The organism is Flavonifractor sp. An306 (genome assembly GCF_002159455.1).
Classification (GTDB): domain Bacteria; phylum Bacillota; class Clostridia; order Oscillospirales; family Oscillospiraceae; genus Flavonifractor.
Map to the genome: position 1 here is coordinate 1 of NZ_NFIQ01000001.1, position 26,307 is coordinate 26,307.

Here is a 26,307-nt window from a genome sequence, read left to right on the forward strand (position 1 = left end):
TCTCGTCCTGCTGCCGCTTTGGGATACAAAAGCCCCGTTCAGTACAGAACCGAACAGGGCTTTCGATAAATTCACTTTTTCTGTGTCTACTTTTGCTTGACAAGTGCAATGGCTTTGCCATCCGCCTTGTTTTTTTGCGTTAATTGCCCTCCCGGCGCAGCAGCTCCTGCTTGATGTCCCACAGCCGCTGGGACAGGTCCACATAGTAGTTGTGGGGGTTTTCAAACCGCTTGACCTCGTCCCACAGCAGGTCGATCTGCCCGGCGCACCAGGCCCGCATCTCGGCGATGGGGGGAGACTGGTACACCAGCTTGCCCCCCAGGAAGATGGGCACCAGCAGCTCCTTGGCGGTGAAGTTGGTGAATACGCTCCGCTTCCAGGTGGCGTCCGGGTCGAAGAGCTCCAGCGGCCGGGTCTGGTCCACCGTCTCGTCGTGGAGGGTGATGAGGTCGGCGAAGGCCTTGCCCGTCTCGTTGTCGAACAGCCGGAACACCTTTTTGAAATGGGGGTTGGTGATCTTGCCGGGGTTGGCGCTGATTTTGATTTTGGGGATGATGTTTCCCGCCTTGTCCTCCACCGCCGCCAGCTTGTACACCCCGCCGAACACCGGCTCGCTCTTGGAGGTGATGAGCCGCTCGCCCACGCCGAAGGAGTCGAGCTTGGCCCCCTGGAGCAGCAGGTCCCGGATGATGTACTCGTCCAGGGAGTTGGAGACCACGATCTTGCAGTCGGTAAGTCCCGCCGCGTCCAGCATCTTGCGGGCCTTCCGGGACAGGTAGGTCAAGTCGCCGCTGTCCAGCCGGATGGCGCAGTTGGTGATCCCCTGGGGGAGCAGCACCTCCTTGAAGGCCCGGATGGCGTTGGGTACCCCGGACTTGAGCACGTTGTAGGTGTCCACCAGCAGGGTGGCCGAGTGGGGGTAGAGCTGGCAGTAGGTCTTGAAGGCGGTGTACTCGTCGGGGAACATCTGCACCCAGGAGTGGGCCATGGTGCCCCCGGCGGGGGAGCCGTACATCTCGTCGGCCAGGGTGCAGGCCGTGCCGGCGCAGCCGGCGATATAGGAGGCCCGGGCCCCCAGAACAGCCGCGTCGGGCCCCTGGGCCCGGCGGGAGCCGAACTCACTCACCGGCCGGCCCTCCGCCGCCCGCACGATCCGGTTGGTCTTGGTGGCGATGAGGGACTGGTGATTCAGGGTGAGCAGCAGGAAGGTCTCGATAAACTGGGCCTCAATGGCGGGGGCCCGCACCGTCAGAATGGGCTCCCGGGGGAAGATGGGGGTGCCCTCCGGCACCGCCCAGATGTCGCCGGTGAAGCGGAAACGGCGCAGATAGTCCAGAAATTCCTCACAGAAGCAGCCCTTGCTCCGCAGGTACGCGATGTCCTCCTCAGTAAAGTGCAGCTGCTCGATATAGTCGATGACCTGCTCCAGCCCGGCGGCGATGGCAAAGCCGCCTCCGTCGGGAACGGTGCGGAAAAACACGTCGAAGTAGCAGATCTGATCGGCGTATCCCTCGGTCTGGAAGTAGCCGTTGCCCATGGTCAGCTCGTAAAAGTCACACAGCAGTGTGTAATTCATATGTTCCTGCATGGTTATTCAACCTCCCGGTTACGCACCGTGATCTGAAGGGCCTCCATCAGCTCCAGCACGTTGGCGTGGAGCCTGGGGTCGGGCCCGGCGGTACAGGCGGCGTCCACCACCAGCTCCGCCTCCGGCAGAGCCCCCTTGGCGATGATGGCGTTGGACAGCACGCACAGGTAGGATACCAGCCCCACCAGCTCGATGCGCTCATACTTCTGCTCCTTCAGCCAGCTGCCCAGCCAAAGGGAGGGAAAGGCGGGCTTGCAGATCACCATGTCCCGGGTCCGGTCCAGGGCCTCCGCCGTTTTTCCATAGAGCTGCCAGCCCTCCGAGTTCATCAGGCAGTGGGGCACCGGCAGCTTTTTTCCCTCCTGGGTGTCCAGATAGTTTTCCTGGTGGGTGTCCAGGGTAAAGGCCACGTCGTCCCCGGCGGCGTGGTAGGCCGCGATCTTCTCCGCGATGGGGCCGTCCAGCCGCTCCGCGCCGGGAAAGCCCAGAGCGCCGTCCACAAAGTCCTTCTGGTAGTCTACCACCAGCAGCAGCTTTTTCATACTCCCACGTCCTTTTGCAGGTCTTTTTCAAAGCAGGGATAGGTGAGGGGCCGGCCGTGGAGGTGGATCTCCCCCACCTGGGTAAAGCCCATCTTCCGGATCAGGGCCTGCATCCTGTGGTTCAGGGAATAGGTGTCCAGCCGCATGGCCTTGAGCCCCAGCCGCTTCGCCTCGCCCTCGGCGAAGCGGAAGAAGGCGGAGCCCACGCCCACCCGCTGGCAGTCCGGGTCCACCGCCATGCGGTGGATCACCACCGCCGGACGGGCGGTGGTCCAGGGCAGCGGGTCGTACTCGGGAGACTCGGCGGTGTTGATACAGGCCACCCCCGCCAGCCTGCCCTCCACCAGGGCGGCGTACAGCTCCCCCCGGTCCAGGTCCCCGGCGTAAAAGTCCAGGGTGGGGTAGTCCTCCCCCCACTGGGGGTTGCCCAGCCCGTTCATGTGGGCCACCGCCCGGCGGACCAGAGCCCAGATGTCCTCCAGCTCCTCCCGCCGGGCGGGGCGTATGGCGATTTGTTCCATGGCCTTATTCGCTCAGCGGGGTGGGGCCCATGGCCTGGTGGAGCTCGTCGGTGATGGCCCCCCGGAACAGGCACAGGGCGAAGCGGTGCATATCCTCCAGCTTGGCGGGCACCGAGTCGGCGGTGAGCTGGCCGGCGGCGGAGAAATCAGAGTCCAGGATGAACTTGACCTCCTTGTCGGTCTTGCCGCCGCCGATGAGGCCGGGGCCGGCGTGGACCTTCATGCGGTAGCCCCCCACCAGCGGGGTCTCCACATCCAGGGAGCACTTGGTGATCTCGGTCTCCTCCACGTCGGGCTGGCCCAGGATGCCCACGTAGTGGTCCCGGATCAGGTCGTCCCACAGCTGGTCCTCCAGCCCCAGCCGCTGGCGGGAGATGGCGTTGACGTACCGCAGGCCCAGCCGCTCAAAGAAGGCGGGCTGGTAGATCTGGATGAACTGGGCCAGGGGCTGGTCCAGCCGGGCGGCGAAGTCCTCCCACCGCTGATAGCTCAGGGTGGACAGGGCGATGAAGTTCTGGGTCAGGTTCAGCTTCCACCGGCCGTCCTCAGAGACAAAGTGGTAGTTGGTGATGGGCTTCTGGGGTTCCAGGGCGGTGGCGTTCCCCTTCTTCACCACCTTGGGAGGCACCTGTTCCTGCCGGGCGGCGTAGCGGGGAAAGTCCTTTCGCACCGCCTCCTGAAAGGCGGCGGGCTCGTTGGCGCCGATGGACAGGATGGTGGGGAAGCGAAGCTGGCAGATGACCTCCACCAGAGGGGAGCGGGCGTACTGGAGGCGCTCATATGGGGCAAACAGCATAATGGGCTGCTCCTTCCTATTTACAGAATACCTCTATTTTATCCCCGAATGGCCCGTATGTCAAACGCTTCGGCCTTGCAATCCTTGGGCGGGAGAGGTATCATACAGATAATTGCAAGAAGGAGGCGTTTGGTATGGAACTGGAGCTGAAGCGGAGCGGGCGGACCGCCCGGGTGGAGACCCTAGGGGCTGAGCTGGTGTCCTATCGGGACGAGGGGGACCGGGAGTACATCTGGTCGGGGGATCCGGCCTACTGGCCGGGCCGCAATCCCCTGCTGTTTCCCATTGTGGGGGGATTGAAGGACGGGAAGATTTACGTGAAGGGGAAAGAGGTATCTATGGAGCGCCACGGCTTTGCCCGCCGGCGGGAATTTGCCGTCACTGGCCGGGGGGAGGACTGGGCGGAGCTCACCCTGGAGCAGGACGAGGACACCCTGGCCCTCTATCCCTGGCCCTTCCGGCTGACGGTGCGCCAGCAGCTCACCGACGGGGGCTTTTCCACCGCCGTGACGGTAACCAACACCGGCAGCGAGCCCATGCCCTTCTGCCTGGGAGCCCACACCGCTTTCCGCTGCCCCCTGGAGCCGGGGGAGGCTTTTGCCGACTACGACATCGTGTTCCCCCAGCGGGAGACCTGCCCCACCCTGCTGCCCGATGCCAACGGGCTGGACTGGAACCGCGCCCTGCCATGCCTGGAGGACGCCGACACCCTGCCCCTGTCTTACCGCTGGTTCGATGAGATGGATACCCTGATCTTCCGCGGCCTCAAGTCCCAGTCGGTTCGGCTGGTGAGCCGCAGGAGCGGCCGGGGGGTGGAAATGGCCTTCCCGGGCTGGCCCGTACTGGCCTTCTGGACCATAGCCCACAAACAGGCCCCCTATCTGTGCATTGAGCCCTGGCACGGCTGCCCCGCCGTGGTCGGAGAGGGCCCCGAGCTGGCGGACAAGACCTTCTGCATCACCCTGGCTCCCGGAGAGAGCCGTACCCTGGACTATCAGGTGAAAACGCTGTAACAGAAATCGGGTTCGGCCTTTGGCCGAACCCGATTTTGTTTTCTCGCTCAGTCCACTTTCTGGCTGTCCAGCCGCTTGCGTACGTTCCGGCGGAGCAGGGTATAGAGCACCGAGGCCACCGGTACGCTGAAGAGCACGCCCTCCAGGCCCAGCAGCCCGCCGCCCACCGTGACGGCGGCCAGCACCCAGATGCCGGGCAGGCCGATGGAGGAGCCCACCACCTTGGGGTAGATCACGTTGCCCTCGATCTGCTGGAGGATGACCAGGAACACCAGGAAGATCAGCGCCTTCAGCGGGGAGACCATCAGCAGCAGCACCGCTGACAGCATGGCCCCGATATAGGCCCCCGCCACCGGAATGATGGCCGAAGCGCCGATGGTGACGCCGATCAGGGGGGCGTAGTCCGGCTGGATGAACAGCATCCCCACCGTACACAGCCCGCCCAGGATGCAGGCCTCAATGAGCTGGCCGGTGACAAAGCGGGTAAAGGTGTCGCTGGTCAGGTGGACCACATCGGTGAGGGGGTCGGCGATCTTGGCGGGCACATAGGCCCGCAGCACCCGGCGGCACTGGCCCAGCAGCTTCTCCTTGCCGGAGAGCATATAGATGGAGAATACCAGGGCCAGCACCCCGGTGACCACCAGGGAGACGATGCTGGTGGTGAACTCCAGCAGCTGGGGGCCCAGGCTGGACAGAAAACCCAGCGCCTGCTTGAGCAGGTTTTCCAGGGTCTGGTTCAGTCGGGACAGGTCCAGGGTCTGCATATCCAGATGGAAGTAGTCGGCCAGCTGATTGAGCCACCCCTGAACATTGGAGATATAGGTACTCAGGTTGAGGATAAAGGTCTGGATACTCTCGGCCAGCTTGGGCAACACGAAGGAGAACACCCCGGCCACCACCAGGACCAGCGCCACATAGGAGGTGACCACCGCCAGAGGCCGGGCAGCTCCGGCGGCGGGGTTTTTTCCCAGCGCACGGCGGTACAGCCGGAAAAAGAAGTGGCAGGGCCGGTTGAGAATGAAGGCCAGGGCAAAGCCGATGATCAGGGGCCGGAACAGCCCCAGCACATACCCCACGGCCCCCAGCACCACGTCCAGCCGGGCCAGCGCGATCACCAGCACCACCGCGTAGGTGATGATGAGCAGGATACTTTTGAAAAGTCGTTTGTCCATAATCCACCCCTGGTTCATATACGAAATATGGGCCTACGCACACTATATCATCCCCAGGATTTCCCGTCAACGGAAATCCGCCGGGAAAGTTTTGCTTGACAAACTGGATTGGCGTGCTATAATCATAGTAAACATATAGGAATTAAGTAAATAGAAAGGAGTTCTCTCCATGAAACATAAGATGATCTACGCCGACCACGCCGGGACCACCGCCGTCACTCCCAAGGCTCTGGAGGCCATGCTGCCCTACTTCACCCAGGGCTACGGCAACCCCTCCAGCCTGTACGCCTTCGGCCAGCAGGCCAAGAGCGACCTGGAGCAGGCCCGGGCCACGGTGGCCCGCTGCCTGAACGCCCAGCCGGAGGAGTTCTATTTTACCTCCGGCGGCACCGAGGCGGACAACTGGGCCCTGCGTGGGGTGGCCGAGCTGATGGCCCTCAAGGGCAAAAAGACCGGCCACATCATCACCACCGCCATCGAGCACCACGCCATTCTTCACACCGCCCAGTGGATGGAGAAGCAGGGCTATGAGGTGACCTACCTGCCGGTGGACGGAGAGGGCCGGGTGGACCCCGCCGCCGTGGAGGCGGCCATCCGCCCCGACACCATCCTCATCTCGATCATGGCTGCCAACAATGAGATCGGCACCATTGAGCCCATTGCTGAGATCGGTGCCATCGCCAAGGCCCATAAGGTGCTCTTCCACACCGACGCCGTCCAGGCGGTGGGCCATATCCCGGTGGATGTGCAGGCGTGGAACGTGGACCTGCTCTCCCTGTCCGGCCACAAGTTCGGCGGACCCAAGGGGGTGGGGGCCCTGTATATGAAAAAGCCCCTGCGGCTGCCCGCCCTGATCCAGGGCGGCGGCCAGGAGAAGGGCCGCCGCTCCGGCACCGAGAACGTGCCCGGGGCCGTGGGTCTGGCCGCCGCCCTCCAGGAGGCGGTGGACCACCTGGCCGAGGAATCCGCCCGGCTGGCCGGTCTGCGGGACCAGCTGCTGGAAGGGCTCACCAAGCTGCCCTACGCCAGCGTCACCGGCAGCCGGAGCCAGCGGCTGCCCGGCACCGCCTCCTTTGTATTTGAGGGGGTGGAGGGGGAGGCCCTGCTCCTCCATCTGGACGCCAAAGGGATCTGCGCCTCCTCCGGCTCCGCCTGCTCCTCCGCCTCCCTGGACCCCTCCCACGTGCTGCTGGCCATCGGCCTGCCCCACGCCATTGCCCACGGGTCCCTCCGCCTCTCCCTGGGGCCGGACAACACACAGGAGGACGTGGCGTATATTTTGAAGGAAGTGCCCGCCGTGGTGAACTACCTGCGGGAGATGTCCCCCGTGTGGGATAAAGATGCTCAAAAGCCCACCTGGGTCTTATAATTGGAAAGGAGAATATCACATGCTGTATTCGGAAAAGGTCATGGACCATTTTGAACATCCCCGGAATGTGGGGGAGATCGCAAACGCCGACGGGGTGGGCCAGGTGGGCAACCCCAAGTGCGGGGATATTATGAAGATGTACCTGAAGATCGACGGGGACGTGATCACCGACGTAAAGTTTAAGACCTTCGGCTGCGGCTCCGCCATCGCCACCTCCTCCATGGCCACCGAGATGATCAAGGGCAAGACCATCGGGGAGGCCATGGAGCTGACCAACGCGGCGGTGGCCGAGGCCCTGGACGGGCTGCCCGGCTACAAGATGCACTGCTCCGTGCTGGCGGAGGAGGCCATCAAGGCCGCCCTGGCCGACTACTATAAGCGGCAGGGGAAAGAGGTGCCCGACAACCTGAAGCTGCCCTGCGAGGACGAGGAGCACGGCGGCTGCTGCTCCTGCGGACACTGATTCCAAGCCCTCCGGCGGGCCCGCTGGCCCGCCGGAGGGCTTTTTGGCTTGACAGTTGGACAGGCTTGGCATAGAATATCGTATGCGCGAAATTCCGCCCTTTTGGTCCTATCCGGGCGGTTTCCAGACCATTTTTACAGTTAGAGAGGTACGGTTCCGTGATCGAACTAAAACAGGTATCCAAAACCTTTCCCACGCCTGACGGGGATTTCCAGGCCCTGAAGGAGGTCAGCCTGACCATTCAGGACGGGGATATTTTCGGCATCGTGGGTATGAGCGGCGCGGGCAAGTCCACCCTGGTCCGCTGCATCAATCTGCTGGAGCGGCCCACCTCCGGCCAGGTGCTGATGGACGGGGAGGACCTGATGACCTTTTCCCCCGCCCGGCTGCGGCAGGCCCGCCGGTCCATCGCCATGATTTTTCAGCAGTTCAACCTGCTCATGCAGCGCACCTGCCTGAAAAACATCTGCTTCCCCATGGAGATCGCCGGGGTGCCGGCGGCGGAGGCCAAAAAGCGGGCCCTGGAGTATCTGGACATCGTGGGTCTGCCCGACAAGGCCAACGCCTACCCCGCCCAGCTCTCCGGCGGTCAGAAGCAGCGCATCGCCATCGCCCGTGCCCTGGCCTCCAACCCCAAGGTGCTGCTGTGCGACGAGGCCACCTCCGCCCTGGACCCCACCACCACCCGGTCCATCCTCAAGCTGATCCAGGACATCAACCAGCGCATGGGCATCACCGCCATCATCATCACCCACGAGATGGCGGTGGTGGAGGCCATCTGCACCCGGGTGGCCATCCTGGAGCACGGCAACATGGTGGAGACCGGCACCGTGGAGGAGGTGTTCTCCAACCCCAAAAGCGAGGCCGGCCGGAAGCTGGTGTTCCCCGAGGGGGCCAACATCGACCAGTTCCCGGTGGCCGACGTGGTGCGGGTGGTGTTCAACGGCGGCTCCTCCTACGAGCCCCTTATCGCCTCCCTGGCCATCGACTGCGGCGTGAAGGTGAACATCCTGGGGGCCGACACCCGCAACGTAAACGGCAAGGCCTTCGGCTCCATGCTGCTGGGCCTGCCGGAGGACAAGAACGACGCCGCCAAGGCCATGAGCTACCTGAAAGCCCAGAAAGACGTTACCGTGGAGGAGGTGCCCGATTACCATGCTTGATTTTTTCAACAGCCCTGACGTGCAGGAGCAGCTGAAGGTTCTGATGGACAATATGGGCAGCGACATCTGGGCCACCCTGTACTCCACCGTGCTGGCCACCATCTTCTCCTATATCATCGGTCTGCCCCTGGGCATCCTGCTGGTCACCGGCGAGCAGGGAGGCGTGCGGCCCCTGCCCCGGCCTTTGATGAGCGTGATCAACTTCATCATCAACATCCTCCGCTCGGTGCCCTTCCTGATCCTGATGATCATGGCCATCCCCCTGTCCCGGGTGATCCTGGGCACCAGCGTGGGCACCAACGCCATGATCCCGCCCCTGGTCATCGCCGCCTTCCCCTTTGTGGCCCGGATGGTGGAGTCCTCCCTGCGGGAGGTGGACCACGGGGTGCTGGAGGCCGCCGAGTCCATGGGGGCCTCCCCCTTCCAGATCGTGCGCAAGGTGCTGCTGCCCGAGGCCATGCCCTCCCTGCTCACCAGCGCTACCACCGTCACCATCACCATCCTGGGCTACGGCGCCATGGCCGGCATCATCGGCGGCAACGGCCTGGGCGCCACCGCCATCAATTACGGCTACTACCGCAACAAGGTGGTGATCCTCTACGGCGCGGTGATCGTGCTGGTGATTTTGGTGCAGATTATCCAGTCCATCGGTACCCATACCGCGGTGGGAGTGGACCGCCGCCTCAGCAAGAGCGGCCGCAAGAAGGGCCGCCGGGACGCCAACCGGCAGGTGAACCGGGACAAGCGTACCCCCCCTGGCGCACTGTAAAATCAGCGGGGCGGGCAAACCGGAGGGTTTGCCCGCCCCCTTTTTTGTGCACAATATCCGGTTGACAGGAGAGCTGGGGGGTTGTAAACTAAATGCAACCCAAAGGGAACTGAATAACGCCCCTCAAACGCAAGGAAGAGAAGAGTAACCGTTAAGATACGGCACAGAGAGCCCGGATTGGTGGGAACGGGTACGGAAGGTTTCGGTGAAGATGGTCTCGGAGCGGCGCACCGACTGCGTGAATACGCACAGGCTGCGACGGGTGCGCCCGTAAGCGCGCAGGAGTATGGTTGTACTCCATAAGGCCCCTGTCGTGAGGCATGGGTGAAGCAAGGTGGTACCACGAAGCGAAAGCTCTCGTCCTTGAAATGGATTCAAGGGCGTTTTTTTGTGCTCATATTTGGGGAAATACGCGAAATGAAAAGGAGAAATGTACCATGAAGAAGCTTGCCTCTCTGCTCCTCACCGGCGCCCTGACCTTCGGCCTGCTGGCCGGCTGCGTCTCCACCTCCGGCAATACCGAGACCCCCGCCGGCGGCAATGAGACCACCCCTGTGGAGTCCAACACCCCTTCTGAGACCGGCGCCAACCTGGAGGGCACCGTCATCAAGGTGGGCGCCACCCCCGCTCCCCACGCCGAGATCCTGGAGGTGGTGAAGGGGATCCTGGCCGAGCAGGGCATTACCCTGGAGATCGCCCAGTACAACGACTATGTGCAGCCCAACAACGCCGTGGAGGATGGCTCCCTGGATGCCAACTACTTCCAGCACATCACCTACATGAACGACTTCAACACCGAGTACGGCACCCATCTGGTGAGCGCCGCCGCGGTCCACTATGAGCCCATGGGCCTGTATGCCGGCAAGACCACCAGCCTGGACGAGCTGGCCGACGGCGCCCTCATCGGCGTGCCCAACGACGCCACCAACGAGGGCCGCGCCCTGCTGGTGCTCCAGCAGGAGGGCCTGATCACCCTGTCTGAGGACGCCGGCATCACCGCCACCATCAACGACATTGTGGAGAATCCCAAGAACCTGCAGTTCTCTGAGATGGAGGCCGCTCAGCTGCCCCTGCGCCTGGCCGACCTGGATATGGCCGTCATCAACGGCAACTACGCCATCGACGCCGGCCTGTCCATGGCTGACGCCCTGGCCGTGGAGTCCGCCGAGGGCGAGGCCGCCCAGGCCTACGCCAATGTGCTGGCCGTCAAGGAGGGCCGGGAGAACGACCCCGCCATCCAGGCTCTGGCCGCCGCCCTGTGCAGCGACGAGGTGAAGGCCTACATCGACGAGACCTACAACGGCGCCGTGGTCACTGTGTTCTAATCCATGCCCGTAAAAGCAAGGCCCGCCTTCCGGCGGGCCTTGCTTTTTTTATAAAATGCTCCGGCGGCGCAAGCAAAGTGCCTTGCTTCGCCGTCTAATGGGTGAAAAGGAAAGGAGGGAGGGACCTTGACCGAGCTGGAATACCTGGAGCGGGCGGAGGAGGCCCGGGGAAAGCTCTACCGGGCGGCCCTGCTCACCCTGGGCAGCGAGACGGCGGCGGTGGATGCGGTGGACGAGGCGGTGTACAAGGGGTATCTGAGCTACCGCAAGCTGCGGGAGCCCAAATATCTGGAGACCTGGCTGGTGCGCATCCTGCTCAACGTGTGCCGGGACGAGCTGCGCCGGCGGAAGCGGGAGCTGGCGGTGGAGGAGCTGCCCGAGACCGCCGGGGAGGAATTTGACGCCCTCCCCCTAAAGGAGGCCATCCGCCGCCTGCCTGCCCAGCTGCGGGATGTGATCATCCTGCGGTACTTCACCGGCCTGACCCTGGAGGAGACCGCCGCTGCCCTGGAGCTGCCCCGGGGCACCGTGTCCACCCGGCAGCGGCGGGCGCTGGAACTGCTGAAACTGGACTTGACCGACGAGGAGGGAGCATCATGAACCGACAGCAGGAATATTGGGACCTGATCCGGGAGCTGGACCAGCCCCCCGCCGCCCTGGAGGGCGCCGCCCTGCGGGCCAGGGCCCGGGCCAAGCGCCGCCGGGCGGGGAGACGGTGGGGGATCTCCCTGGGGAGTGCGGCGGGGGTGTGCGCCGCCTTCGTCCTGGCGGTGAATACCCTGCCCACTTTCGCCCTGGCCTGCGGCAAGGTTCCCGTGCTGCGGGAGCTGGCGGCGGCGGTGGCCTTCTCCCCCAGCCTGTCCGCCGCGGTGGAGCACGACTACGTGCAGTATGTCGGCCAGAGCCAGAGCTTTGAGGGGCTTACCCTCACGTTGGAATATGTCATCGCGGATGCCCAGCAGATGGTGGTGTTCTACCGCACCGACGGCGGCGCATACCCCTATTACAGCGTTTCCTGCGACCTGAAGGACGAAACGGGAGGCCCCCTGCAGGGCTACGCGGTGACCAGCGGCGACAGCCGGGAGGAGCTGAAGCAGTTTGAGGTCCACTTCAGTGCGCTGGAGGAGATCCCCCAAAAGCTGACCCTGGAGGTGGAGCTGTGGGGCAGCGACCATGAGGGGAACGAGGAGCGGCTGGGCCATGTCTACACCTTCCCCATCACCCTGGATCCGGCCAAGACTGCCCCGGCGGTGGAGATCCCGGTGGACCGGTGGGTGGAGGTGGACGGCCAGCGGCTGCTGGTGGACCGGCTGGAGCTCACCCCCACCAAGACCGCCCTCTATCTGGCGGACGACCCGGACAACACCGCCTGGCTGGAGGATCTGGATTTCCACTTCACCGGCGAAAACGGAGCGGTCTACGACGCCATGGACAGCACCATTTCCGCCTCCGGAGGGTACACCTACTATTTCCAGAGCCTGTACTTCGTGGAGGACCGTTCGGATCTGACCCTGCACCTGGACGGGGCGGTATGGCTGGACAAGGAGGCCGGACCGGTGGCAGTGGAGCTGGCCGCGAACACCTGGACCGGCCAGCTGCCGGAGGAGGTGACCGGCCTGACCGTGGAGCGGGTGAGCACGCATGGCACAGGGGAGGAATGGGCGGTGAAGGTGAGCAGTACCACCAGCCGCTCCCCCTTTGAGCTGGAGTTTCGCGACCCGGAGGGAGGTGCCCACACCACCGGCGGCTACAGCATGCGAAACGACCGGGAGGCCCCGGGCAATTACGAATTTGAGTATATTCTGGAGGGCTACCCCTGGGACAGCGCCCAGTTTACCCTCAGCTTTACCCACGCTGGCTCTCTGGACCTGGCCATCCCCCTGGGTGACTCATAAATTCCTATTGATTTTGTGGGGATTGTGTGCTATCCTTGACAAAAACACCAGGAGGTCTGTTCCATGAAGATTGCGGATTCCATTGCCCGGCTGATCGGCAACACCCCGCTGCTCCGGCTGGCCGATAACGGCGGCGGGGCGGTGCTGGCCAAGCTGGAGAGCTTCAACCCCCTGTCCTCGGCCAAGGACCGGGCGGGGCTGTATATGATCCTGGACGCGGAGGAGAAGGGGCTGCTGAAGCCGGGGGCCACCATTGTGGAGCCCACCAGCGGCAACACCGGCGTGGCCCTGGCCTACATCGGCCGCCAGCGGGGGTACAGGGTGATGCTCACCATGCCCGAGACCATGAGCCAGGAGCGGCGGAGCCTTCTGGCCGCCCTGGGGGCGGAGCTGGTGCTCACCGAGGGAGCCAAGGGCATGGGCGGCGCCATTGCCAAGGCGAAGGAGCTGCTGGACACTGTGCCCGGCGCCTGGATGCCCGACCAGTTCAACAACCCGGCCAACGCCCGCGCCCACTACGAGACCACCGGCCCGGAGGTCTGGCGGGACACCGACGGCAAGGTGGACGTACTGGTGGCCGGGGTGGGCTCCGGCGGCACCATTACCGGGGCGGGCCGCTACCTGAAGGAGCAGAACCCCGCCATTACCGTGGTGGCGGTGGAGCCCGCCGAGTCTCCCGTTCTCTCCGGCGGCCAGCCCGGGCCCCACAAGATCCAGGGCATCGGCGCGGGCTTTGTCCCCGGCACCCTGGACCTGAGCGTGGTGGACAAGATTGTGCCCGTCCCCGGCCAGGCGGCCATGGATGCCGCCCGGGAGTTGGCAAGAGACAGGGGTGTGCTGGCGGGCATCTCCTCCGGCGCGGCCTGGTGGGCGGCTCTGGAGCTGACCAGGGATCCCGCCTTCCAGGGCAAGACCATCGTGGCCGTCCTCCCTGACACCGGAGAGCGCTACCTGTCCACCGGCATTTACGATTAAAGCAAAGGGACGCTGCAAAACCTTGCAGCGTCCCTTTTGTCTATGCTGTTGGAAACCGGAACATCAGCCGGCGCTCTCCTGGTCGTCCGGGCACTTTTCATGATAGCGGGCCACCAGATCGGCAAGGGTCAGGTGGTCCACCACGCTGGACACCGCCGCCTGGATATCCCGCCATACCTCCACCGTAACGCACTTGGCCGCCCGGCTGCAGCGGCACACATCGTCGCTGTCGGCGCAGCTCACCGGGGCCAGGTTGCCCTCCAGCGTGCGCAGGATCTCCCCCACGGTGTACTCCTCCGGCGGCCGGGTCAGCAGATAGCCGCCCCCCGCGCCCCGGACCGAGCGCACCAGGCCCGCCCGGGAGAGCTGGGTCACGATCTGCTCCAAATATTTATCGGAAATCTCCTGCCGCTGGGCCACATCCCGCAAAGGAACCGCCGTCCCGTTGCTGTTCAGCGCCACATCCAGCATGAGCCGCAGGGCATAGCGCCCCTTTGTGGAAATTTTCATGTGCATCCCTACCTTGCTTTAGTCGGTTATATAATACCACATTGGTGGTAGGATTTCAAGAGAAAATTCCTCTTGACTTTCGCGCCTAAAAGTGCTAAAGTGCTTACAAGGAAAGGAGGGTGTGCCCGGATGAAGTACATGACCGGTTCTGTGTACGGCTATTACCGCTGGTATGTGACCAGCGGCGATTTTGCCTGCCCATGACCGGCCTGCGACGGGGACATACCTCCCAGCGAGGAGCAGAGAGACCCGCGGCCGCCCTGGGGCGGCCGCGGGTCTTTGTTTTTTCCGGAAAGGGGTTATAACAATGGTAGTGATCATGAAACCGGGCTTTACCCCGGAGCAGCTGCAGCAGGCCATCCGCACCATGGAGGCGGGGGGCGTGAAGGTCATGGTGTCCAAGGGCTCCGAGATCACCATTTTGGGGGCCGAGGGCAACGCCGCCGGCATCAATCAGGAGGAGCTCTCCCTGCTGCCCGGCGTGGACCGGGTGATGCGGGTTACCGAGCCCTACAAGAAGGCCAACCGGAAGTACCATCCGGACGACAGCCTGGTGGACCTGGGAGGGGGCGCCCTGGTGGGGGGCAAAAAGCTGGCGGTGATCGCCGGGCCCTGCTCGGTGGAGAGCGAGGCGCAGATCGTGGCGGTGGCAAAGGCCGTCCAGGCCGCCGGGGCCGCCGCCCTCCGGGGAGGGGCCTTCAAGCCCCGCACCTCCCCCTACGCCTTCCAGGGCATGGGCAACGACGGCATCCGCCTGCTCCAGGAGGCACGGGCGGTCACCGGCCTGCCCATCGTCACCGAGATCATGTCCACCGACAATGTGGAGATGTTTGAGATGTGCGTGGACGTCATCCAGGTGGGGGCCCGGAACATGCAGAATTTCGACCTCTTAAAGCAGCTGGGCAAGACCACCAAGCCCATCCTGCTCAAGCGGGGGCTCTCCTCCACCATTGAGGAGTGGCTCATGTCCGCCGAGTATATCATGGCCGGGGGCAACGAGCGGGTGATCCTGTGCGAGCGGGGCATCCGCACCTTTGAGACCTTTACCCGCAACACCCTGGACCTGTCGGCGGTGCTGGCGGTGAAGCAGCTGTCCCACCTGCCGGTGGTGGTGGACCCCTCCCACGCCTGCGGCAAGGCCTGGATGGTGGAGAAAATGAGCCTGGCCGCCGTGGCCGCCGGGGCAGACGGCCTCATCATCGAGGTCCACAACGACCCGCCCCATGCCCTGTGCGACGGGGCCCAGTCCATCACCCCCGACCAGTTTGCCGCCCTGATGGAGCAGCTGCGGGCCCTGGCCCCCTGCGTGGGAAGGGAGCTGTAAGGGATGAAAAAGACGCTTGCCATCATCGGCCTGGGCCTGATCGGCGGGTCGCTGGCCATCGCCCTGAAGGGGTTTGAGGACTACGAGATCGTGGGAGTGGACGTGTCCCAGCCCACCCTGCGCTACGCCGCCGAGCACGGCGTGGGGGACCGGGTCACCGAGCGGGCGGAGGAGGTGCTCCCCCAGGCCGACGTGGTGGCCCTGGCCCTCCACCCCCAGGGGATTCTGGACTTCCTGGCGGCGCACCGGGACCGCTTCAAGCCCGGAGCCCTGGTGTGGGACGTGTGCGGCGTCAAGACCGCCATTCTGGAGGGGGCCCAGGGGCTGCCCGACACGGTGGACTTCATCGGCTGCCACCCCATGGCGGGCACCGAATTCTCCGGCGTGGAGCACGCCTTTGGGGAGATGTTTCAGAATTCCCATTTCCTCATGGTGCCCCGGACGGGCAGCAAGCCGGAGCACATGGCCCTGCTGGAGCGGCTGGCGGCCTACATCGGCTGCAAGGACGTGTGCCGCACCACGCCGGAGGCCCACGACGCCCTCATCGCCTACACTAGCCAGGTCATGCACATCATTGCCGTGGCGGTATGCGACGACCCGGATCTGTTCTCCTGCCGGGGGTTTGAGGGCTCCTCCTTCCGGGGCTGCACCCGGGTGGCCGCCCTGGACGTGGGGCTGTGGACCCAGCTGTTCTCCCTGAACCGGCCCGCCCTGCTGACGGTGCTGGACCGGCTGCTGGACAACCTCCAGTCCTACCGGGATGCCCTGGCCTCCGGCGACCGGCAGGCCCTGGCGGACAAGCTGGCCCGCTCCGCCGCCCGGAAGCGGCAAATGGAGCTCCCCGGCCCCGACCTGCTGGGGTGAGAGAGGACCTGTTTGGCTATGCGGAGTCCCGCAGACACCCCTCTTTTTGGTGCCAAAAAGAGCGATGCGGAAACAGCAAAGTTGTGTCATAATGATGCCATCAGCACAAGGGAGAACCCCTGTGTCAGAAAATGAGGAGGCGTCAGGTATGAAAAAACAACTGCTGCGGCTGCTGCTGTGCGCCGGTCTGCTGGCCGGCCTGTTCACCGTCACCGCCCTGGCGGCGGATTGGACCTATGATCCGACCGCTCAAACACTGACCTATACCCTGTCCAGCGACACCGTTGTGCTCAAGAACGTGACGGACGACGGTTCTGGTAAGCTGACCATTGGGAGTTACCAGAATTTTACCGGCGCCGCACTGGATCTGACGGGCCAGATTACGGACAGCGACGGCAACACATACGCCATCACCGCCCTTGGAGGTTCTGCATTTCACAGATGCGGGAATCTCACCACGGTGGCGCTGCCCGAAAGCCTCACCAGCATCGAAACATACGCATTTTACAGTTGTTCCGATCTCACCACAGTGGATTTCAGCAGATGTACCAACCTCACCATCATTGATATGTACGCATTTCCGATTGCACTAGCCTGGCCGCGGTGGACCTGAGCGGCTGTACCAGCCTCAGCACCATTGAGGGCTACGCATTCCAAGCTTGCGGTCTCACCACAATGGATCTGAGCGGCTGTACCAATCTCAGCAGCATTGGGCAGTGCACATTCACCAGTTGCGACGATCTCACATCAATGACCCTGCCCAACAGTCTCACCGGCATTGGGGATGAAGCGTTCTACGGCTGCTCCAATCTTGACGAGCTGGTGCTGCTCTCTAAAAATCCTCCAACTCTGGGCGAAGATGCCCTGCTAGCCGTCAGCCAGGACTTCCGCATCATTGTGCCGGAAGAGAATGCGGAGGCTTATAAAACGGCGGAAGGGTGGAAGGATGTTGCCGGCTCCGTCCATGGACTGACCTATCAGCTGGAGGTGACCCCGCCCAATGGCTCCCTGGAGATATTCCGGGGGGGGACCTCCACGGGGTCAAATCCCACGTCGGTGACCTTCACTGTAACCAACAAGAGCGCCGTTCCTCTTTCCGGCCTTAAGGTCTCCTTGGACAACGCCGAGAATTTCACATTGGATATTGCGCTGATGGATGCCTCTCTGGCGCCAGGCGAATCCACCACCTTTACTGTCTCTCCGAAGGCGGAGCTGGCGCAGGGGAGCTATCAGACCAATATTACAGTGACCAGCGACATTCCCGATGTTGTGGCACAATATATTCCCGACCAGGTGGCGCCGGCTGAAGCCACCATGGTCTGTACCGTAAAGACAGTTGGGCTCACCGCCGCCCCCGCCAGCCTGGACTTTGGCAGCGTCTACACCGGCTATACCCAGCCCGAGGCCAAGACCGTCACCGTCACCAACACGGGCGAGCAGGCGATTACCCTGACTCAGCCCGCCTCCCAGTATTACGATGTGATCACCGCCGGCAGCCTGGAGCTTCATGTGGGCGGCAAAGCTACCTTCACCGTCCAGCCCAAGACCGGGCTTACCGCGGGGGAATATAGCGAAACCCTTACCGTTTCCGGCACCTATGGCGTGAGCGTCGACGTGGCGCTGTGCTTTGTGGTGGAGCAGCAGAGCGGCGGCGGCAGTTCCGGCGGCTCCAGCTCCGGCGGCGGTGGCGGCGGCTCCGGCAGCGCCATGTATGCCGTGTCCCTTGCCGCTCCGGAGCACGGCACGGTTACGGTATCCCCCTAGAGCGCCGTCAAGGGCAGCACCGTGACGGTGACCGCCACCCCCGACGAGGGCTATCAGCTGGACACCCTGACCGTCACCGACAACCAGGGCAACCGGCTGAAGCTCACCGACCAGGGCGGCGGCAAATTTACCTTTATCATGCCCGGCTCCCAGGTGAAGGTGGAGGCCTCCTTCGTCCTGATCCCCGAGGAGCCGGACCAGCCGGAGCCCCTGCCCTTTGCCGACGTGGACGAAACCGCCTGGTACTACGACGGGGTGGCCTATGTGTATGAAAAGGGCCTGATGACCGGCACCGGCGACGGCTCCACCCTCACCCCCCAGGGCCAGGCCACCCGGGCCCAGGCCGCCGTCCTGCTCATGCGGTGGCAGGAGGCCCTTTCCTGAGAAAATCTGCAGGCGAACTTTGAAAAAACCCTTGACATTTCGCGGAATTTTTATATAATAATAGGGCTTGTTTGAAAAACAGGCACTATCCTTGCCCCCGACAACGGGCGGGGGCCATACGTCCATAAGGAGGTGCAAACAAAATGGCAAAACTCAGCGGAAATTATGAGGTGGTTTACATCCTCGATCCCAACCTGAACGAGGAGGCCACCGCTGCCATGGTGTCCAAGTTCCAGACTCTGGTGGAGCAGAACGGCACCCTGGCCGAGGTCAACGAGTGGGGCAAGCGCCGCCTGGCCTATCCCATCAACGACATGACCGAGGGCTACTATGTGCTGATGACCTTCAGCTCCAAGCCCGAGTTCCCCCGGGAGCTGGACCGTATCCTGCGGATCACCGACGGCGTGATGCGTTCCCTGATCGTCTGCACCGACGAGTAAGAGAGAGGGGGAGGCAGCTATGCTGAACCGGATTATTCTCATGGGCCGCCTGACCCGTGACCCCGAGCTCCGCCACACCCAGACCGGCACGCCTGTGGCGTCCTTCTCTCTGGCGGTGGACCGGGACTTCAAAGACAAGACCACCGGCGAAAAGAGCACCGATTTCATCGACATCGTTGCCTGGCGCCAGACGGCGGAATTTGTCTCCCGCTACTTCACCAAGGGCCGGCTGGCCGTGGTGGAGGGCCGGCTCCAGCTGCGTGACTGGACCGACCGGGACGGCAACAAGCGCCGCTCTGCCGAAGTGGTGGCCGAAAACGTATACTTTGGCGACTCCAAGCGGGACGCCGAGGGCGGCGCTTACGCCGCGCCCTCCGGCGGTTACGGAGCCCCCGGCGGCTATGCGCCGCCTCCGGCACCGGCCAGCGGCGCTTACGCGCCTTCCGCGGCGGGGGATCAGTTCGCCGAGCTCTCCGAAGATGACGGGGAGCTGCCCTTCTGATTGAACTTTTTGCGGCGGTGACACCGCCCTGATCAAACAAACGGGCTGCAGGCCCGTCAAAAGGAGGTTTTCCTGTTATGGCTATGGATAGAGAGCGTCCCCGCGGCCGGAAGCGCCGCAAGGTCTGCACCTTCTGCGTGGATAAGGTGGAGCACATCGACTATAAGGATGCCGCCAAGCTGCGCCGGTTCCTGTCTGAGCGGAGCAAGATCCTGCCCCGCCGCACCACCGGCACCTGCGCCATGCATCAGCGTCAGCTGACCGAGGCCATCAAGCGCGCCCGCCAGATCGCGCTGCTGCCCTTCGTCACCGACTAATTGAGCAGAAGAAAACCGCCTGTCCGTTTGGACAGGCGGTTTTTTTACGCCTCGGGCGCCTCCGGGCGGAAGGACTTTCGCAGGGTGAAGAGCTGCCACACCAGGATGAGGCGCACGATAATGCCGGTCAGCAGCAGGAGGACAAAGAGCACGGTCAGAAGCTCGTTATCCTCCCAGGGCAGGGGAAGGAGGATGAGAACGCTGATGGCTGCGTCCACATTGCGGCACCCCCGCAGCACCGCCGAGGGCAGGCCGTGCTCCTCCGCCAGCAGAGCCAGGTCGGTGATCAGCTGGAACTGGAAGTAGATGGACACGCACACCACCAGGAGGTAGACCAGGAAAAACCGCCCCACCAGGCTCTCCCCGGTGACCAGAATGGCCAGCCAGTCCACCACATCCACCGCCGCCAGCAGGATGCAGAAGGGTTTTAACAGGGGCAGGTCCCGCAGTTCCTCCCCCAGCAGGCCGATGGCCGCCAGGAAGAACAGGTAGCCCGCCCAGTTGGGCAGCACGTTCAGGGTGCCCAGGTTCAGATTGAAGGTGAGAAACACATAGCCCCAGGCTACCTTGCTCAGGCCCCGGTAAATCTGTTCCTGATTCATGACTGGCCTCCTCTCTCCAGTGTGGCCGTCCAGGTGTAGGTGTCCGCCCCGTCCCGGATGGACACCGCCAGGGCGGCGGGCATTTCGGTGAGGGTGAGGTTTTCTCCTCCGGTGATCCCGCTGCTGGATTGGACCGGATCCTCGTCCAGGCTGCCGGGGCTCAGTGTGAAGGTGTAGTTGCTCTCCGCCAGAGCCCGGACGGGGTCGTCACCCGGCTCCATGGGGGCCACGGTGATGGGCAAAGAAATGGCCTCCCCGGTCCCGGTGGACACCAGCCGGGCCCCCACACCCGTCTGCAGCTGGGTAAAGGAGGCGTGGGGCCGGGGCTTGGGGTCCAGATAGCCGGAGGTGGAGAAGGAGGAAAAGAAGTCGGAGGAGCCGGTCTGAACGGTGTTGTCCACCCACAGCCGGCACTGGAAGTCCACCTCCAGATAGAGCCCTTCTCTCTCTGCCGTGTAGGTGGCATAGGGGGTGCTGGTGCTGGGGCAGAGCCACCAGTCCTCCCGCAGCTGGGCGGTCAGCTCCCCAGTGGGCTCCACTGTCCAGAATTCCCCCAGGGGCCGGACGGCCACCGGCTGCCAGGCCAGACCCTGGGCCTCGTCACCCCTCATGGGAGTGAAGAGCAGCACCCCGGTGTAGCCCCCCGCCCCATCGGGCAGCAGATTCATCACCGACCACTCCGCCTGCCAGGCCGGGCGGTGCCAGCGAAACCCCAGGTCGTGGAAGGGAGCGCTGTATAGATAGTCCTCCAGCTCCGCCTCCCGATAGGGGGCGGAGGCCGCCTCCACGGCGGCCTGCCGGGAGGCTTCGGGGGCCACCATGGCGTAATACAGGGGGCTGTCGCACAGCAGGGCCTTGGCGTAGGTGTCCAGAGCCCCGGCCACGGTGGTGGGCCGGTTGACCTGGGCCCGGGCCAGGGCCAGGGGGCCCCGCTGGTCAAAGTCGGGAATATCTACCGCCCCGCTGGTGCCCGCCAGGCAGGCGATGGCCAGCACCGCCGCCACGCACCCGGAGCCGAAGCCCATCCCCCGGGGATACCGCTTGAACCGGGCGATGGAGGAGATGCGGGCCTTGATGTTTTTCCCGCCGTTGGCCATGGAGGTGGTGCCCGGTGCCCGGGCGTACCGGCCGTCCGCCATGGACAGGAGGATCACGCCGTACGCCCGGCGTTCCTCCCCCTCCAGCCGCTCCAGCACCCGCTGGTCGCACAGGGCCTCGCAGTCGTTCTGGGCCCTGTCCCAGCAGAACCACAGAAAGGGGTTACACCAGTGGAGGCACCGCAGGGCGCACAGGACCACCCCCGCCCACAGGTCGCCGTACTCCAGGTGGAGCAGCTCATGGAGGAGGACCTTGTCGTCCACCTCCCGCTCCGGCAGCACCAGCACCCGGGCCAGAGGGCCGCACACAAAGGCGCTCTCCACCCCCGGAAGCACCACCACCCGCCGGGGACGGGCCAGGCGGTAGCGGGCGGCCACCGCCTTCACCTGCTCCAGCGCGGCGGGGGAGGGGGTCCGGCCCCCCGCCACCCGCCGCCGGAGGGCCAGATAGGACAGGAAAAACCACAGCAGGGAGAGAACCACCCCGGCGGCGTAGAGGTAAAACAGCAGATCAGTGACGCTGCCCGGCCGGATCAGCCGCACCAGGGGAATGGGGGAGAGCACCTCCGTGATAGCATAGGGGGAGGAGAGGGCGGAGGACAGATGGGATTCCGCCCCGGTTTTCACCGCCTCCACCGCCACGCTCAGGCCGGGCAGGGGCGTCCGGCCCCAGAGCCCCGCCGGCAGCAGCAGCCGGACGGCCAGAATGGCCCACACCCCGTACTGCACCGGGGGGAGAGCTTATCCAGAAAGAGCCGCTTGGCCAGGAGCAGCACCGCCGCCGCCACCGAAGCCGTCAGCGTTTGCAGCAAAAAGGCCCAGATGTTTTCCATGGGTCATACCTCCATGTCGTCCAGCAGCCTGCGCAGCTCCTCCCGCTCCTGGGGGGAGAGCTTCTCCTCCTTCAGAAAGGCGGCCACCAGTCTGCCCGCCGAGCCCTGGTACACCCGCTCCAACAGACCCCGCCGCTCCTGGGCGGCGCAGGCCTCCCGGTCCACCCCCGCCCGGTAGCGGTGGGGAGCATTCTCCTTGTGGATGACCACCAGAGTCTTGGCCTCCATCCGGGTGAGATAGGTGAGCACCGTGTTCCGGCTCCAGCCGGTGGCGGGACGGAGGGCCTCCACCACCTGCCCCAGGGTCAGCCCCTCCGGGCCCTCCACAGAACCTCCAGCACCTGCCACTCCTTGTCGCTCAGACGCATTGCCATCCCTCCTACAGCTGTAGTATCTATAAGCATACTACAGCTGTAGGAGGATTTTGTCAACCCCGGCCGGAAATTTTGCCGAATCGAGAAAAAAGCCTACAGACCAGGCCGGAATTGTGGTACAATACCGGGTGAGTGAATTTTGCGAGAAGGGACGGGAAACCGGAACATGGACAGGATCGGTTTTGACAATCAGAAGTATCTGGAGCTCCAGTCGGCCCACATCAGGGAGCGCATCGGACAGTTTGACAACAAGCTCTATCTGGAGTTCGGCGGCAAGCTCTTTGACGATTACCACGCATCCCGGGTGCTGCCCGGCTTTGAGCCGGACAGCAAGATCCGGATGCTCAAGGAGCTGCGGGACTCGGTGGAGGTGGTCATCGCCATCTGCGCCAGCGACATCGAGAAAAACAAGGTGCGGGGAGACCTGGGCATCACCTACGACGTGGACGTGCTGCGGCTCATCGACGCCTTCCGGGGCCAGGGCCTGCTGGTGGGCAGCGTGGTCATCACCCAGTACGCCGGACAGCCCGCCGCCGACGCCTTCCAGCGGCGGATGGAGCACCTGGGCGTCAAGACCTACCTCCACTATCCCATTGCCGGCTATCCCCACAACACCGGCCTCATTGTCAGCGACGAGGGGTACGGCAAAAACGACTATATCGAGACCAACCGGCCCCTGGTGGTGGTCACCGCCCCCGGCCCGGGCAGCGGCAAGATGGCGGTGTGCCTGTCCCAGCTCTACCACGAGTACAAGCGGGGGGTGAAGGCGGGGTACGCCAAGTTTGAGACCTTCCCCATCTGGAACCTGCCCCTCCAGCATCCGGTGAACCTGGCCTACGAGGCGGCCACCGCCGACCTGGGGGACGTGAACATGATCGACCCCTTCCACCTGGCCGCCTACGGTGTGACCACGGTGAACTACAACCGGGATGTGGAGATCTTCCCCGTTCTCTCGGCCATGTTCGAGAAGATCATGGGGGAGTGCCCCTACAAGTCCCCCACCGACATGGGGGTGAACATGGCGGGCAAATGCATCGTGGACGACGAGGCGGTGTGCGCCGCCGCCCGGCAGGAGATCGTCCGCCGGTACTACACCGCCCTGTGCGACCGCCGCATCGGCACCGCCGGGGACGAGCTGGTGTTCAAGCTGGAGACCATCATGCAGCAGGCCCATGTGGACGTGTCCATCCGGCCGGTGGTGGCCGCCGCCGCCCAGGTGGCCGAGGAGACCGGCAAGCCCGCCGGGGCCATCGAGCTGCCCAACGGCGAGGTGGTCACCGGCAAGACCACCGACCTGATGGGGCCCTCCTCCTCCACCCTCCTCAACGCCCTGAAGGCCCTGGCGGGCATCGACCATGAGCACCATCTGATCTCCCGGGAGGCCCTGGAGCCCATCCAGCAGGTGAAGGTCCACCACCTGGGTTCGGTGAATCCCCGGCTCCACTCCGACGAGATCCTCATCGCCCTGGCCATCTCGGCCACCACCAACCCCCTGGCCAAGCAGGCCCTGGACCAGCTCTCCGCCCTGCGGGGGTGCGAGGCCCACTCCACCGTCATCCTGTCCCCGGTGGACTCGGGCACCTACAGCCGCCTGGGCCTCCGGCTCACCTGCGAGCCCCAGTACGAGACCAACAAGCTCTATCACAAGTGAGAGACCACAAAAACGCCCCCCGGCTCAGGCTGAGCCGGGGGGCGTCTTGCGGTTTATGGGTCAGAGGGAAGAGAAAGGGCCTCCTCCGTCTGGGGCGGAGCCTCCGGGAAGGAGAGGGTGGCCTTGAACAGGTCTCCGTCAATGGCGATGTCAAACTGGCCGCCCTGGAGCTCGGTAAGGCTGCGGGCGATGGACAGACCCAGGCCGGAGCCCTCAGTGGTGCGGGACTCGTCTCCCCGGACAAACCGCTCCATCAGCTGCTGGGCGGGGATGTTCAGCTGCTGGCGGGAGACGTTCTTGATGGTGAGCACCGCCTGGCCCTCCTGCTGGAGGATATCCACGTAGATCCGGGTGCCGCTCTGGGCGTACTTGTTGCAGTTGGAGAGCAGGTTGTCGATGATCCGCCACAGATGGCGGCCGTCGGCCATGATCCACAGCTCCTCCGGGGGAAACCGGGGCACCACCGTCAGGCCGCTCTGGGCAAATTTCTCCTCAAATTCCCCCAGGGCCTGCTGGAACAGCTGCACCATGCCCAGCCGCTCCAGGTGGACGCTCAGGCTGCCGGTGGAGGCCTTGGAGGCCTCCACCAGGTCCTCTGTCAGCTTTTTCAGCCGCTGGCTCTTTCGGTCCAGCACATCCAGGTAGGCGGGGGCGTCGGGGCTGTCCAGCCCATGCTTTTTCAGCAGGTCCACGTAGTTGATGATGGAGGTGAGGGGGGTTTTCAGGTCGTGGGACACGTTGGTGATGAGCTCGGCCTTGAACCGCTCGCTCTGGATGCGCTCCTCCACCGCCGCGCCGATGGCCTGGCCCAGGTCGTTGAGCTGCCGGGCGTGGGAGGCCAGGTCGTGGTACATATGGGCGGTGTCGATCTGATAGTCGGGCTCGCCGCCCAGAATGTGCTCCGCCCCCGTGCGCAGCCGCTTCCACTGGATGGTCCAGCGGCACAGGGCGTAGAGCACCGCCCCCTGGTAGATGGGAAAGAGAAAGACGGTGAGCCCGGTCAGCACCGAGCCCAGCAGATACAGCAGAAACACCAGCACCAGGCGCCAGGTGAGGGGCCAGCTCCGGGCCATGGCCCGGGCGGCCCGGACCACCAGCCGGCAGCAGGCAGCCACCAGGGTGCAGGACAGGACGGTGTGGGTTTTGACCCGCACCGCGATGGTAACCAGGCAGGACAGCAGGCACAGAGCCACCCCGCAGGACATGAAGGCCAGCCCCACCACCAGATCGTTGGTCAGGCCGTTGAGGTTGGCGGCGTAGGTCATGGAGTCGCCCCCGGCCAGCATCAGCATCACCAGCCAAAAGACGCAGAAGAGAAGGCCGTCCAGAGGGATGCGGTCAAAGCCGCCCCGCACCGGCTGCTCAGATCCCTTCCGCCAACCGGCGGAGCGGAGGAGGAACACCAGCAGCATGGCGAACAGGGCATCCAGCGCCAGAGCCAGCAGGGCCAGGGCGGGCAGATAGCTGGCATACTCGCTGTACTCCTGCTGGCCGATGTAGAACTCATCCTCCACGGTAAGGGGGTCGGTAACGCCATACTCCAGAGCCAGCTCTGAGGTGAGAAACTGGAGCTCCTCCCTGGTATCTACAGCCACCTTCGGCTGCTGACCTGTGGGGTAGAAGGCCTCCCGGCCCATGGTAATGGTCACCGCCTGCCGCTCCACCGTGTGAACCTGCTCATTCAGGGGCAGGTTGGCGTCCCCGTTGGTATAGAGCAGGGTGCCGGTATCGTTGCGGCGGATGGCGAAGCGGAAGTTGGTCTGCTCCGGGGAGAGCAGCTCCTGCAGCTCCTCCATCCGCTGCTGATCCAGGTAGGGCAGGGAACCGTCGCTCCACTCCTTTTGCTGGAGCAGCCAGGCCAGCTCATTGGCCTGATAGAACCGGTTGCTCACATCCTGATAATAGGAGTTGCTGGTGTAGTAGCCTGTCCCCGTCCACAGGGTATCCCACTGGGACAGAATGAACAGGGAGGCCCAGAAGCCCCCCGCGCCGGTGGCTATGGCCAGAAAGAACGCCGCCAGCTTGACGGCCAGGTTGGTTTTCAGGGTTTTCAT

General features: G+C 64.2%; 29 protein-coding genes, 1 pseudogene and 1 other annotated feature. Of the genes and pseudogenes, 19 read left to right on the forward strand and 11 right to left on the reverse strand.

The window, feature by feature from the left end:
- Positions 1-139 precede the first annotated feature (139 nt).
- Genes B5F88_RS00005 through B5F88_RS00020 form a run of 4 tightly spaced genes read right to left on the reverse strand, consistent with a single transcriptional unit; the run spans position 140 to position 3,447 of the window.
- The gene (locus B5F88_RS00005; RefSeq protein WP_204246174.1) at positions 140-1,588 is read right to left on the reverse strand and encodes a nicotinate phosphoribosyltransferase; all 1,449 of its coding nucleotides are present in this window, start codon (positions 1,586-1,588) and stop codon (positions 140-142) included.
- A gap of 2 nt (positions 1,589-1,590) precedes the next feature.
- On the reverse strand, positions 1,591-2,130 hold the full coding sequence (locus B5F88_RS00010) for an isochorismatase family cysteine hydrolase (protein ID WP_087340951.1): 540 nt from the start codon (positions 2,128-2,130) through the stop codon (positions 1,591-1,593).
- A complete protein-coding gene (locus tag B5F88_RS00015) occupies positions 2,127-2,651 on the reverse strand; it encodes a GNAT family N-acetyltransferase (RefSeq protein WP_087340952.1) in 525 nt (174 codons plus the stop codon). The genes B5F88_RS00010 and B5F88_RS00015 overlap by 4 nt, the downstream gene beginning before the upstream one ends.
- Before the next feature lie 4 nt (positions 2,652-2,655).
- Entirely contained in the window at positions 2,656-3,447 is a 792-nt protein-coding gene (locus B5F88_RS00020) for a TIGR04255 family protein (protein WP_087340953.1), read from the reverse strand.
- Positions 3,448-3,581: 134 nt separating this feature from the next.
- On the opposite strand from B5F88_RS00020, the gene B5F88_RS00025 reads away from it, so the two are divergent.
- A complete protein-coding gene (locus tag B5F88_RS00025; protein WP_087340954.1) occupies positions 3,582-4,460 on the forward strand; it encodes an aldose 1-epimerase family protein in 879 nt (292 codons plus the stop codon).
- Between the two features lie 47 nt (positions 4,461-4,507).
- Here B5F88_RS00025 and B5F88_RS00030 read toward each other — a convergent pair whose 3' ends face one another.
- Positions 4,508-5,632, reverse strand: coding sequence for an AI-2E family transporter (locus B5F88_RS00030; RefSeq protein ID WP_087341060.1), 1,125 nt, complete (start codon positions 5,630-5,632; stop codon positions 4,508-4,510).
- Between the two features lie 169 nt (positions 5,633-5,801).
- Between B5F88_RS00030 and nifS the strand changes: the two genes are divergently transcribed.
- From nifS to cysK, 8 genes are all read left to right on the forward strand, one after another.
- On the forward strand, positions 5,802-7,001 hold the full coding sequence (nifS, locus tag B5F88_RS00035; protein ID WP_087340955.1) for a cysteine desulfurase NifS: 1,200 nt from the start codon (positions 5,802-5,804) through the stop codon (positions 6,999-7,001).
- Between the two features lie 19 nt (positions 7,002-7,020).
- On the forward strand, positions 7,021-7,464 hold the full coding sequence (nifU, locus tag B5F88_RS00040) for a Fe-S cluster assembly scaffold protein NifU (protein ID WP_087340956.1): 444 nt from the start codon (positions 7,021-7,023) through the stop codon (positions 7,462-7,464).
- 158 nt (positions 7,465-7,622) lie between these two features.
- Positions 7,623-8,627 (forward strand): ATP-binding cassette domain-containing protein, encoded by a 1,005-nt coding sequence (locus B5F88_RS00045; RefSeq protein ID WP_087340957.1) that lies wholly within the window; start codon positions 7,623-7,625, stop codon positions 8,625-8,627.
- 43 nt (positions 8,628-8,670) lie between these two features.
- Complete coding sequence (locus B5F88_RS00050) at positions 8,671-9,396, forward strand: methionine ABC transporter permease (protein ID WP_242959573.1); 726 nt, start codon at positions 8,671-8,673, stop codon at positions 9,394-9,396.
- A gap of 123 nt (positions 9,397-9,519) precedes the next feature.
- Positions 9,520-9,764: a binding site (T-box leader), on the forward strand.
- 69 nt (positions 9,765-9,833) lie between these two features.
- A complete protein-coding gene (locus tag B5F88_RS00055; protein WP_087340959.1) occupies positions 9,834-10,721 on the forward strand; it encodes a MetQ/NlpA family ABC transporter substrate-binding protein in 888 nt (295 codons plus the stop codon).
- Positions 10,722-10,847: 126 nt separating this feature from the next.
- On the forward strand, positions 10,848-11,321 hold the full coding sequence (locus B5F88_RS00060; protein ID WP_087340960.1) for a sigma-70 family RNA polymerase sigma factor: 474 nt from the start codon (positions 10,848-10,850) through the stop codon (positions 11,319-11,321).
- A complete protein-coding gene (locus tag B5F88_RS00065; RefSeq protein ID WP_087340961.1) occupies positions 11,318-12,616 on the forward strand; it encodes a DUF4179 domain-containing protein in 1,299 nt (432 codons plus the stop codon). Before B5F88_RS00060 ends, B5F88_RS00065 begins: the two co-directional genes overlap by 4 nt.
- A 63-nt stretch (positions 12,617-12,679) precedes the next feature.
- Positions 12,680-13,591 (forward strand): cysteine synthase A, encoded by a 912-nt coding sequence (gene cysK, locus B5F88_RS00070; RefSeq protein ID WP_087340962.1) that lies wholly within the window; start codon positions 12,680-12,682, stop codon positions 13,589-13,591.
- A gap of 63 nt (positions 13,592-13,654) precedes the next feature.
- Here cysK and B5F88_RS00075 read toward each other — a convergent pair whose 3' ends face one another.
- Positions 13,655-14,101 (reverse strand): RrF2 family transcriptional regulator, encoded by a 447-nt coding sequence (locus tag B5F88_RS00075; RefSeq protein ID WP_087340963.1) that lies wholly within the window; start codon positions 14,099-14,101, stop codon positions 13,655-13,657.
- 307 nt (positions 14,102-14,408) lie between these two features.
- Here B5F88_RS00075 and aroF point away from each other — a divergent pair, with 307 nt between their 5' ends.
- The 9 genes and pseudogenes from aroF to rpsR all read left to right on the forward strand — a co-directional run bounded on the left by aroF (position 14,409) and on the right by rpsR (position 19,696).
- Complete coding sequence (gene aroF / locus B5F88_RS00080; protein WP_087340964.1) at positions 14,409-15,425, forward strand: 3-deoxy-7-phosphoheptulonate synthase; 1,017 nt, start codon at positions 14,409-14,411, stop codon at positions 15,423-15,425.
- A 3-nt stretch (positions 15,426-15,428) separates the two neighbouring features.
- Positions 15,429-16,289 carry a prephenate dehydrogenase/arogenate dehydrogenase family protein gene (locus B5F88_RS00085; RefSeq protein WP_087340965.1) on the forward strand — a complete coding sequence of 287 codons (861 nt, stop codon included), beginning with the start codon at positions 15,429-15,431 and terminating at the stop codon, positions 16,287-16,289.
- A 148-nt stretch (positions 16,290-16,437) separates the two neighbouring features.
- Complete coding sequence (locus tag B5F88_RS20555; protein WP_162612078.1) at positions 16,438-16,902, forward strand: leucine-rich repeat domain-containing protein; 465 nt, start codon at positions 16,438-16,440, stop codon at positions 16,900-16,902.
- Complete coding sequence (locus tag B5F88_RS00095; RefSeq protein ID WP_162612079.1) at positions 16,893-18,053, forward strand: leucine-rich repeat protein; 1,161 nt, start codon at positions 16,893-16,895, stop codon at positions 18,051-18,053. The genes B5F88_RS20555 and B5F88_RS00095 overlap by 10 nt, the downstream gene beginning before the upstream one ends.
- 18 nt (positions 18,054-18,071) lie before the next feature.
- Positions 18,072-18,221, forward strand: a pseudogene (locus B5F88_RS21895) (S-layer homology domain-containing protein); the annotation flags it as partial.
- Positions 18,222-18,278: 57 nt separating this feature from the next.
- Entirely contained in the window at positions 18,279-18,437 is a 159-nt protein-coding gene (locus B5F88_RS21900; protein ID WP_338125298.1) for an S-layer homology domain-containing protein, read from the forward strand.
- A 143-nt stretch (positions 18,438-18,580) separates the two neighbouring features.
- Positions 18,581-18,877, forward strand: coding sequence for a 30S ribosomal protein S6 (gene rpsF, locus B5F88_RS00105; protein WP_087340969.1), 297 nt, complete (start codon positions 18,581-18,583; stop codon positions 18,875-18,877).
- A 19-nt stretch (positions 18,878-18,896) separates the two neighbouring features.
- Entirely contained in the window at positions 18,897-19,379 is a 483-nt protein-coding gene (locus B5F88_RS00110) for a single-stranded DNA-binding protein (protein ID WP_087340970.1), read from the forward strand.
- Positions 19,380-19,456: 77 nt separating this feature from the next.
- On the forward strand, positions 19,457-19,696 hold the full coding sequence (gene rpsR, locus B5F88_RS00115; RefSeq protein ID WP_087238992.1) for a 30S ribosomal protein S18: 240 nt from the start codon (positions 19,457-19,459) through the stop codon (positions 19,694-19,696).
- Between the two features lie 44 nt (positions 19,697-19,740).
- On the opposite strand, the gene B5F88_RS00120 is transcribed toward rpsR, so the two are convergent.
- From B5F88_RS00120 to B5F88_RS00130, 4 genes are read right to left on the reverse strand one after another with little or no spacing between them, the layout of a single operon-like run.
- Complete coding sequence (locus B5F88_RS00120; RefSeq protein WP_087340971.1) at positions 19,741-20,298, reverse strand: hypothetical protein; 558 nt, start codon at positions 20,296-20,298, stop codon at positions 19,741-19,743.
- Positions 20,295-22,112 (reverse strand): M56 family metallopeptidase, encoded by a 1,818-nt coding sequence (locus B5F88_RS00125; protein WP_162612080.1) that lies wholly within the window; start codon positions 22,110-22,112, stop codon positions 20,295-20,297. The genes B5F88_RS00120 and B5F88_RS00125 overlap by 4 nt, the downstream gene beginning before the upstream one ends.
- Entirely contained in the window at positions 22,040-22,228 is a 189-nt protein-coding gene (locus B5F88_RS20560) for a hypothetical protein (protein ID WP_162612081.1), read from the reverse strand. The genes B5F88_RS00125 and B5F88_RS20560 overlap by 73 nt, the downstream gene beginning before the upstream one ends.
- A gap of 3 nt (positions 22,229-22,231) precedes the next feature.
- Complete coding sequence (locus B5F88_RS00130; protein ID WP_242959566.1) at positions 22,232-22,576, reverse strand: BlaI/MecI/CopY family transcriptional regulator; 345 nt, start codon at positions 22,574-22,576, stop codon at positions 22,232-22,234.
- Positions 22,577-22,768: 192 nt separating this feature from the next.
- On the opposite strand from B5F88_RS00130, the gene B5F88_RS00135 reads away from it, so the two are divergent.
- Positions 22,769-24,253: a DUF1846 domain-containing protein gene (locus B5F88_RS00135; RefSeq protein ID WP_087340973.1), complete on the forward strand. Its 1,485-nt coding sequence runs from the start codon at positions 22,769-22,771 to the stop codon at positions 24,251-24,253.
- Between the two features lie 53 nt (positions 24,254-24,306).
- Here B5F88_RS00135 and B5F88_RS00140 read toward each other — a convergent pair whose 3' ends face one another.
- The gene (locus B5F88_RS00140) at positions 24,307-26,307 is read right to left on the reverse strand and encodes a HAMP domain-containing sensor histidine kinase (RefSeq protein ID WP_087340974.1); all 2,001 of its coding nucleotides are present in this window, start codon (positions 26,305-26,307) and stop codon (positions 24,307-24,309) included.

What these genes read in the sequence shown, in the direction of transcription:
- rpsR (WP_087238992.1), top strand. Translation starts at nt 19,457, where the DNA reads ATGGCTATGGATAGAGAGCGTCCCCGCGGCCGGAAGCGCCGCAAGGTC.
- B5F88_RS00050 (WP_242959573.1), top strand. Translation starts at nt 8,671, where the DNA reads ATGGACAATATGGGCAGCGACATCTGGGCCACCCTGTACTCCACCGTG.
- nifU (WP_087340956.1), top strand. Translation starts at nt 7,021, where the DNA reads ATGCTGTATTCGGAAAAGGTCATGGACCATTTTGAACATCCCCGGAAT.
- nifS (WP_087340955.1), top strand. Translation starts at nt 5,802, where the DNA reads ATGAAACATAAGATGATCTACGCCGACCACGCCGGGACCACCGCCGTC.
- B5F88_RS20560 (WP_162612081.1), bottom strand. Translation starts at nt 22,228, where the DNA reads ATGGAAAACATCTGGGCCTTTTTGCTGCAAACGCTGACGGCTTCGGTG.
- B5F88_RS00030 (WP_087341060.1), bottom strand. Translation starts at nt 5,632, where the DNA reads ATGGACAAACGACTTTTCAAAAGTATCCTGCTCATCATCACCTACGCG.
- B5F88_RS00110 (WP_087340970.1), top strand. Translation starts at nt 18,897, where the DNA reads ATGCTGAACCGGATTATTCTCATGGGCCGCCTGACCCGTGACCCCGAG.
- B5F88_RS00120 (WP_087340971.1), bottom strand. Translation starts at nt 20,298, where the DNA reads ATGAATCAGGAACAGATTTACCGGGGCCTGAGCAAGGTAGCCTGGGGC.
- B5F88_RS00015 (WP_087340952.1), bottom strand. Translation starts at nt 2,651, where the DNA reads ATGGAACAAATCGCCATACGCCCCGCCCGGCGGGAGGAGCTGGAGGAC.
- B5F88_RS00085 (WP_087340965.1), top strand. Translation starts at nt 15,429, where the DNA reads ATGAAAAAGACGCTTGCCATCATCGGCCTGGGCCTGATCGGCGGGTCG.
- B5F88_RS00140 (WP_087340974.1), bottom strand. Translation starts at nt 26,307, where the DNA reads ATGAAAACCCTGAAAACCAACCTGGCCGTCAAGCTGGCGGCGTTCTTT.
- B5F88_RS00075 (WP_087340963.1), bottom strand. Translation starts at nt 14,101, where the DNA reads ATGAAAATTTCCACAAAGGGGCGCTATGCCCTGCGGCTCATGCTGGAT.
- cysK (WP_087340962.1), top strand. Translation starts at nt 12,680, where the DNA reads ATGAAGATTGCGGATTCCATTGCCCGGCTGATCGGCAACACCCCGCTG.
- B5F88_RS00025 (WP_087340954.1), top strand. Translation starts at nt 3,582, where the DNA reads ATGGAACTGGAGCTGAAGCGGAGCGGGCGGACCGCCCGGGTGGAGACC.
- rpsF (WP_087340969.1), top strand. Translation starts at nt 18,581, where the DNA reads ATGGCAAAACTCAGCGGAAATTATGAGGTGGTTTACATCCTCGATCCC.
- aroF (WP_087340964.1), top strand. Translation starts at nt 14,409, where the DNA reads ATGGTAGTGATCATGAAACCGGGCTTTACCCCGGAGCAGCTGCAGCAG.
- B5F88_RS00005 (WP_204246174.1), bottom strand. Translation starts at nt 1,588, where the DNA reads ATGCAGGAACATATGAATTACACACTGCTGTGTGACTTTTACGAGCTG.
- B5F88_RS00055 (WP_087340959.1), top strand. Translation starts at nt 9,834, where the DNA reads ATGAAGAAGCTTGCCTCTCTGCTCCTCACCGGCGCCCTGACCTTCGGC.
- B5F88_RS00010 (WP_087340951.1), bottom strand. Translation starts at nt 2,130, where the DNA reads ATGAAAAAGCTGCTGCTGGTGGTAGACTACCAGAAGGACTTTGTGGAC.
- B5F88_RS20555 (WP_162612078.1), top strand. Translation starts at nt 16,438, where the DNA reads ATGAAAAAACAACTGCTGCGGCTGCTGCTGTGCGCCGGTCTGCTGGCC.
- B5F88_RS00135 (WP_087340973.1), top strand. Translation starts at nt 22,769, where the DNA reads ATGGACAGGATCGGTTTTGACAATCAGAAGTATCTGGAGCTCCAGTCG.
- B5F88_RS00065 (WP_087340961.1), top strand. Translation starts at nt 11,318, where the DNA reads ATGAACCGACAGCAGGAATATTGGGACCTGATCCGGGAGCTGGACCAG.
- B5F88_RS00020 (WP_087340953.1), bottom strand. Translation starts at nt 3,447, where the DNA reads ATGCTGTTTGCCCCATATGAGCGCCTCCAGTACGCCCGCTCCCCTCTG.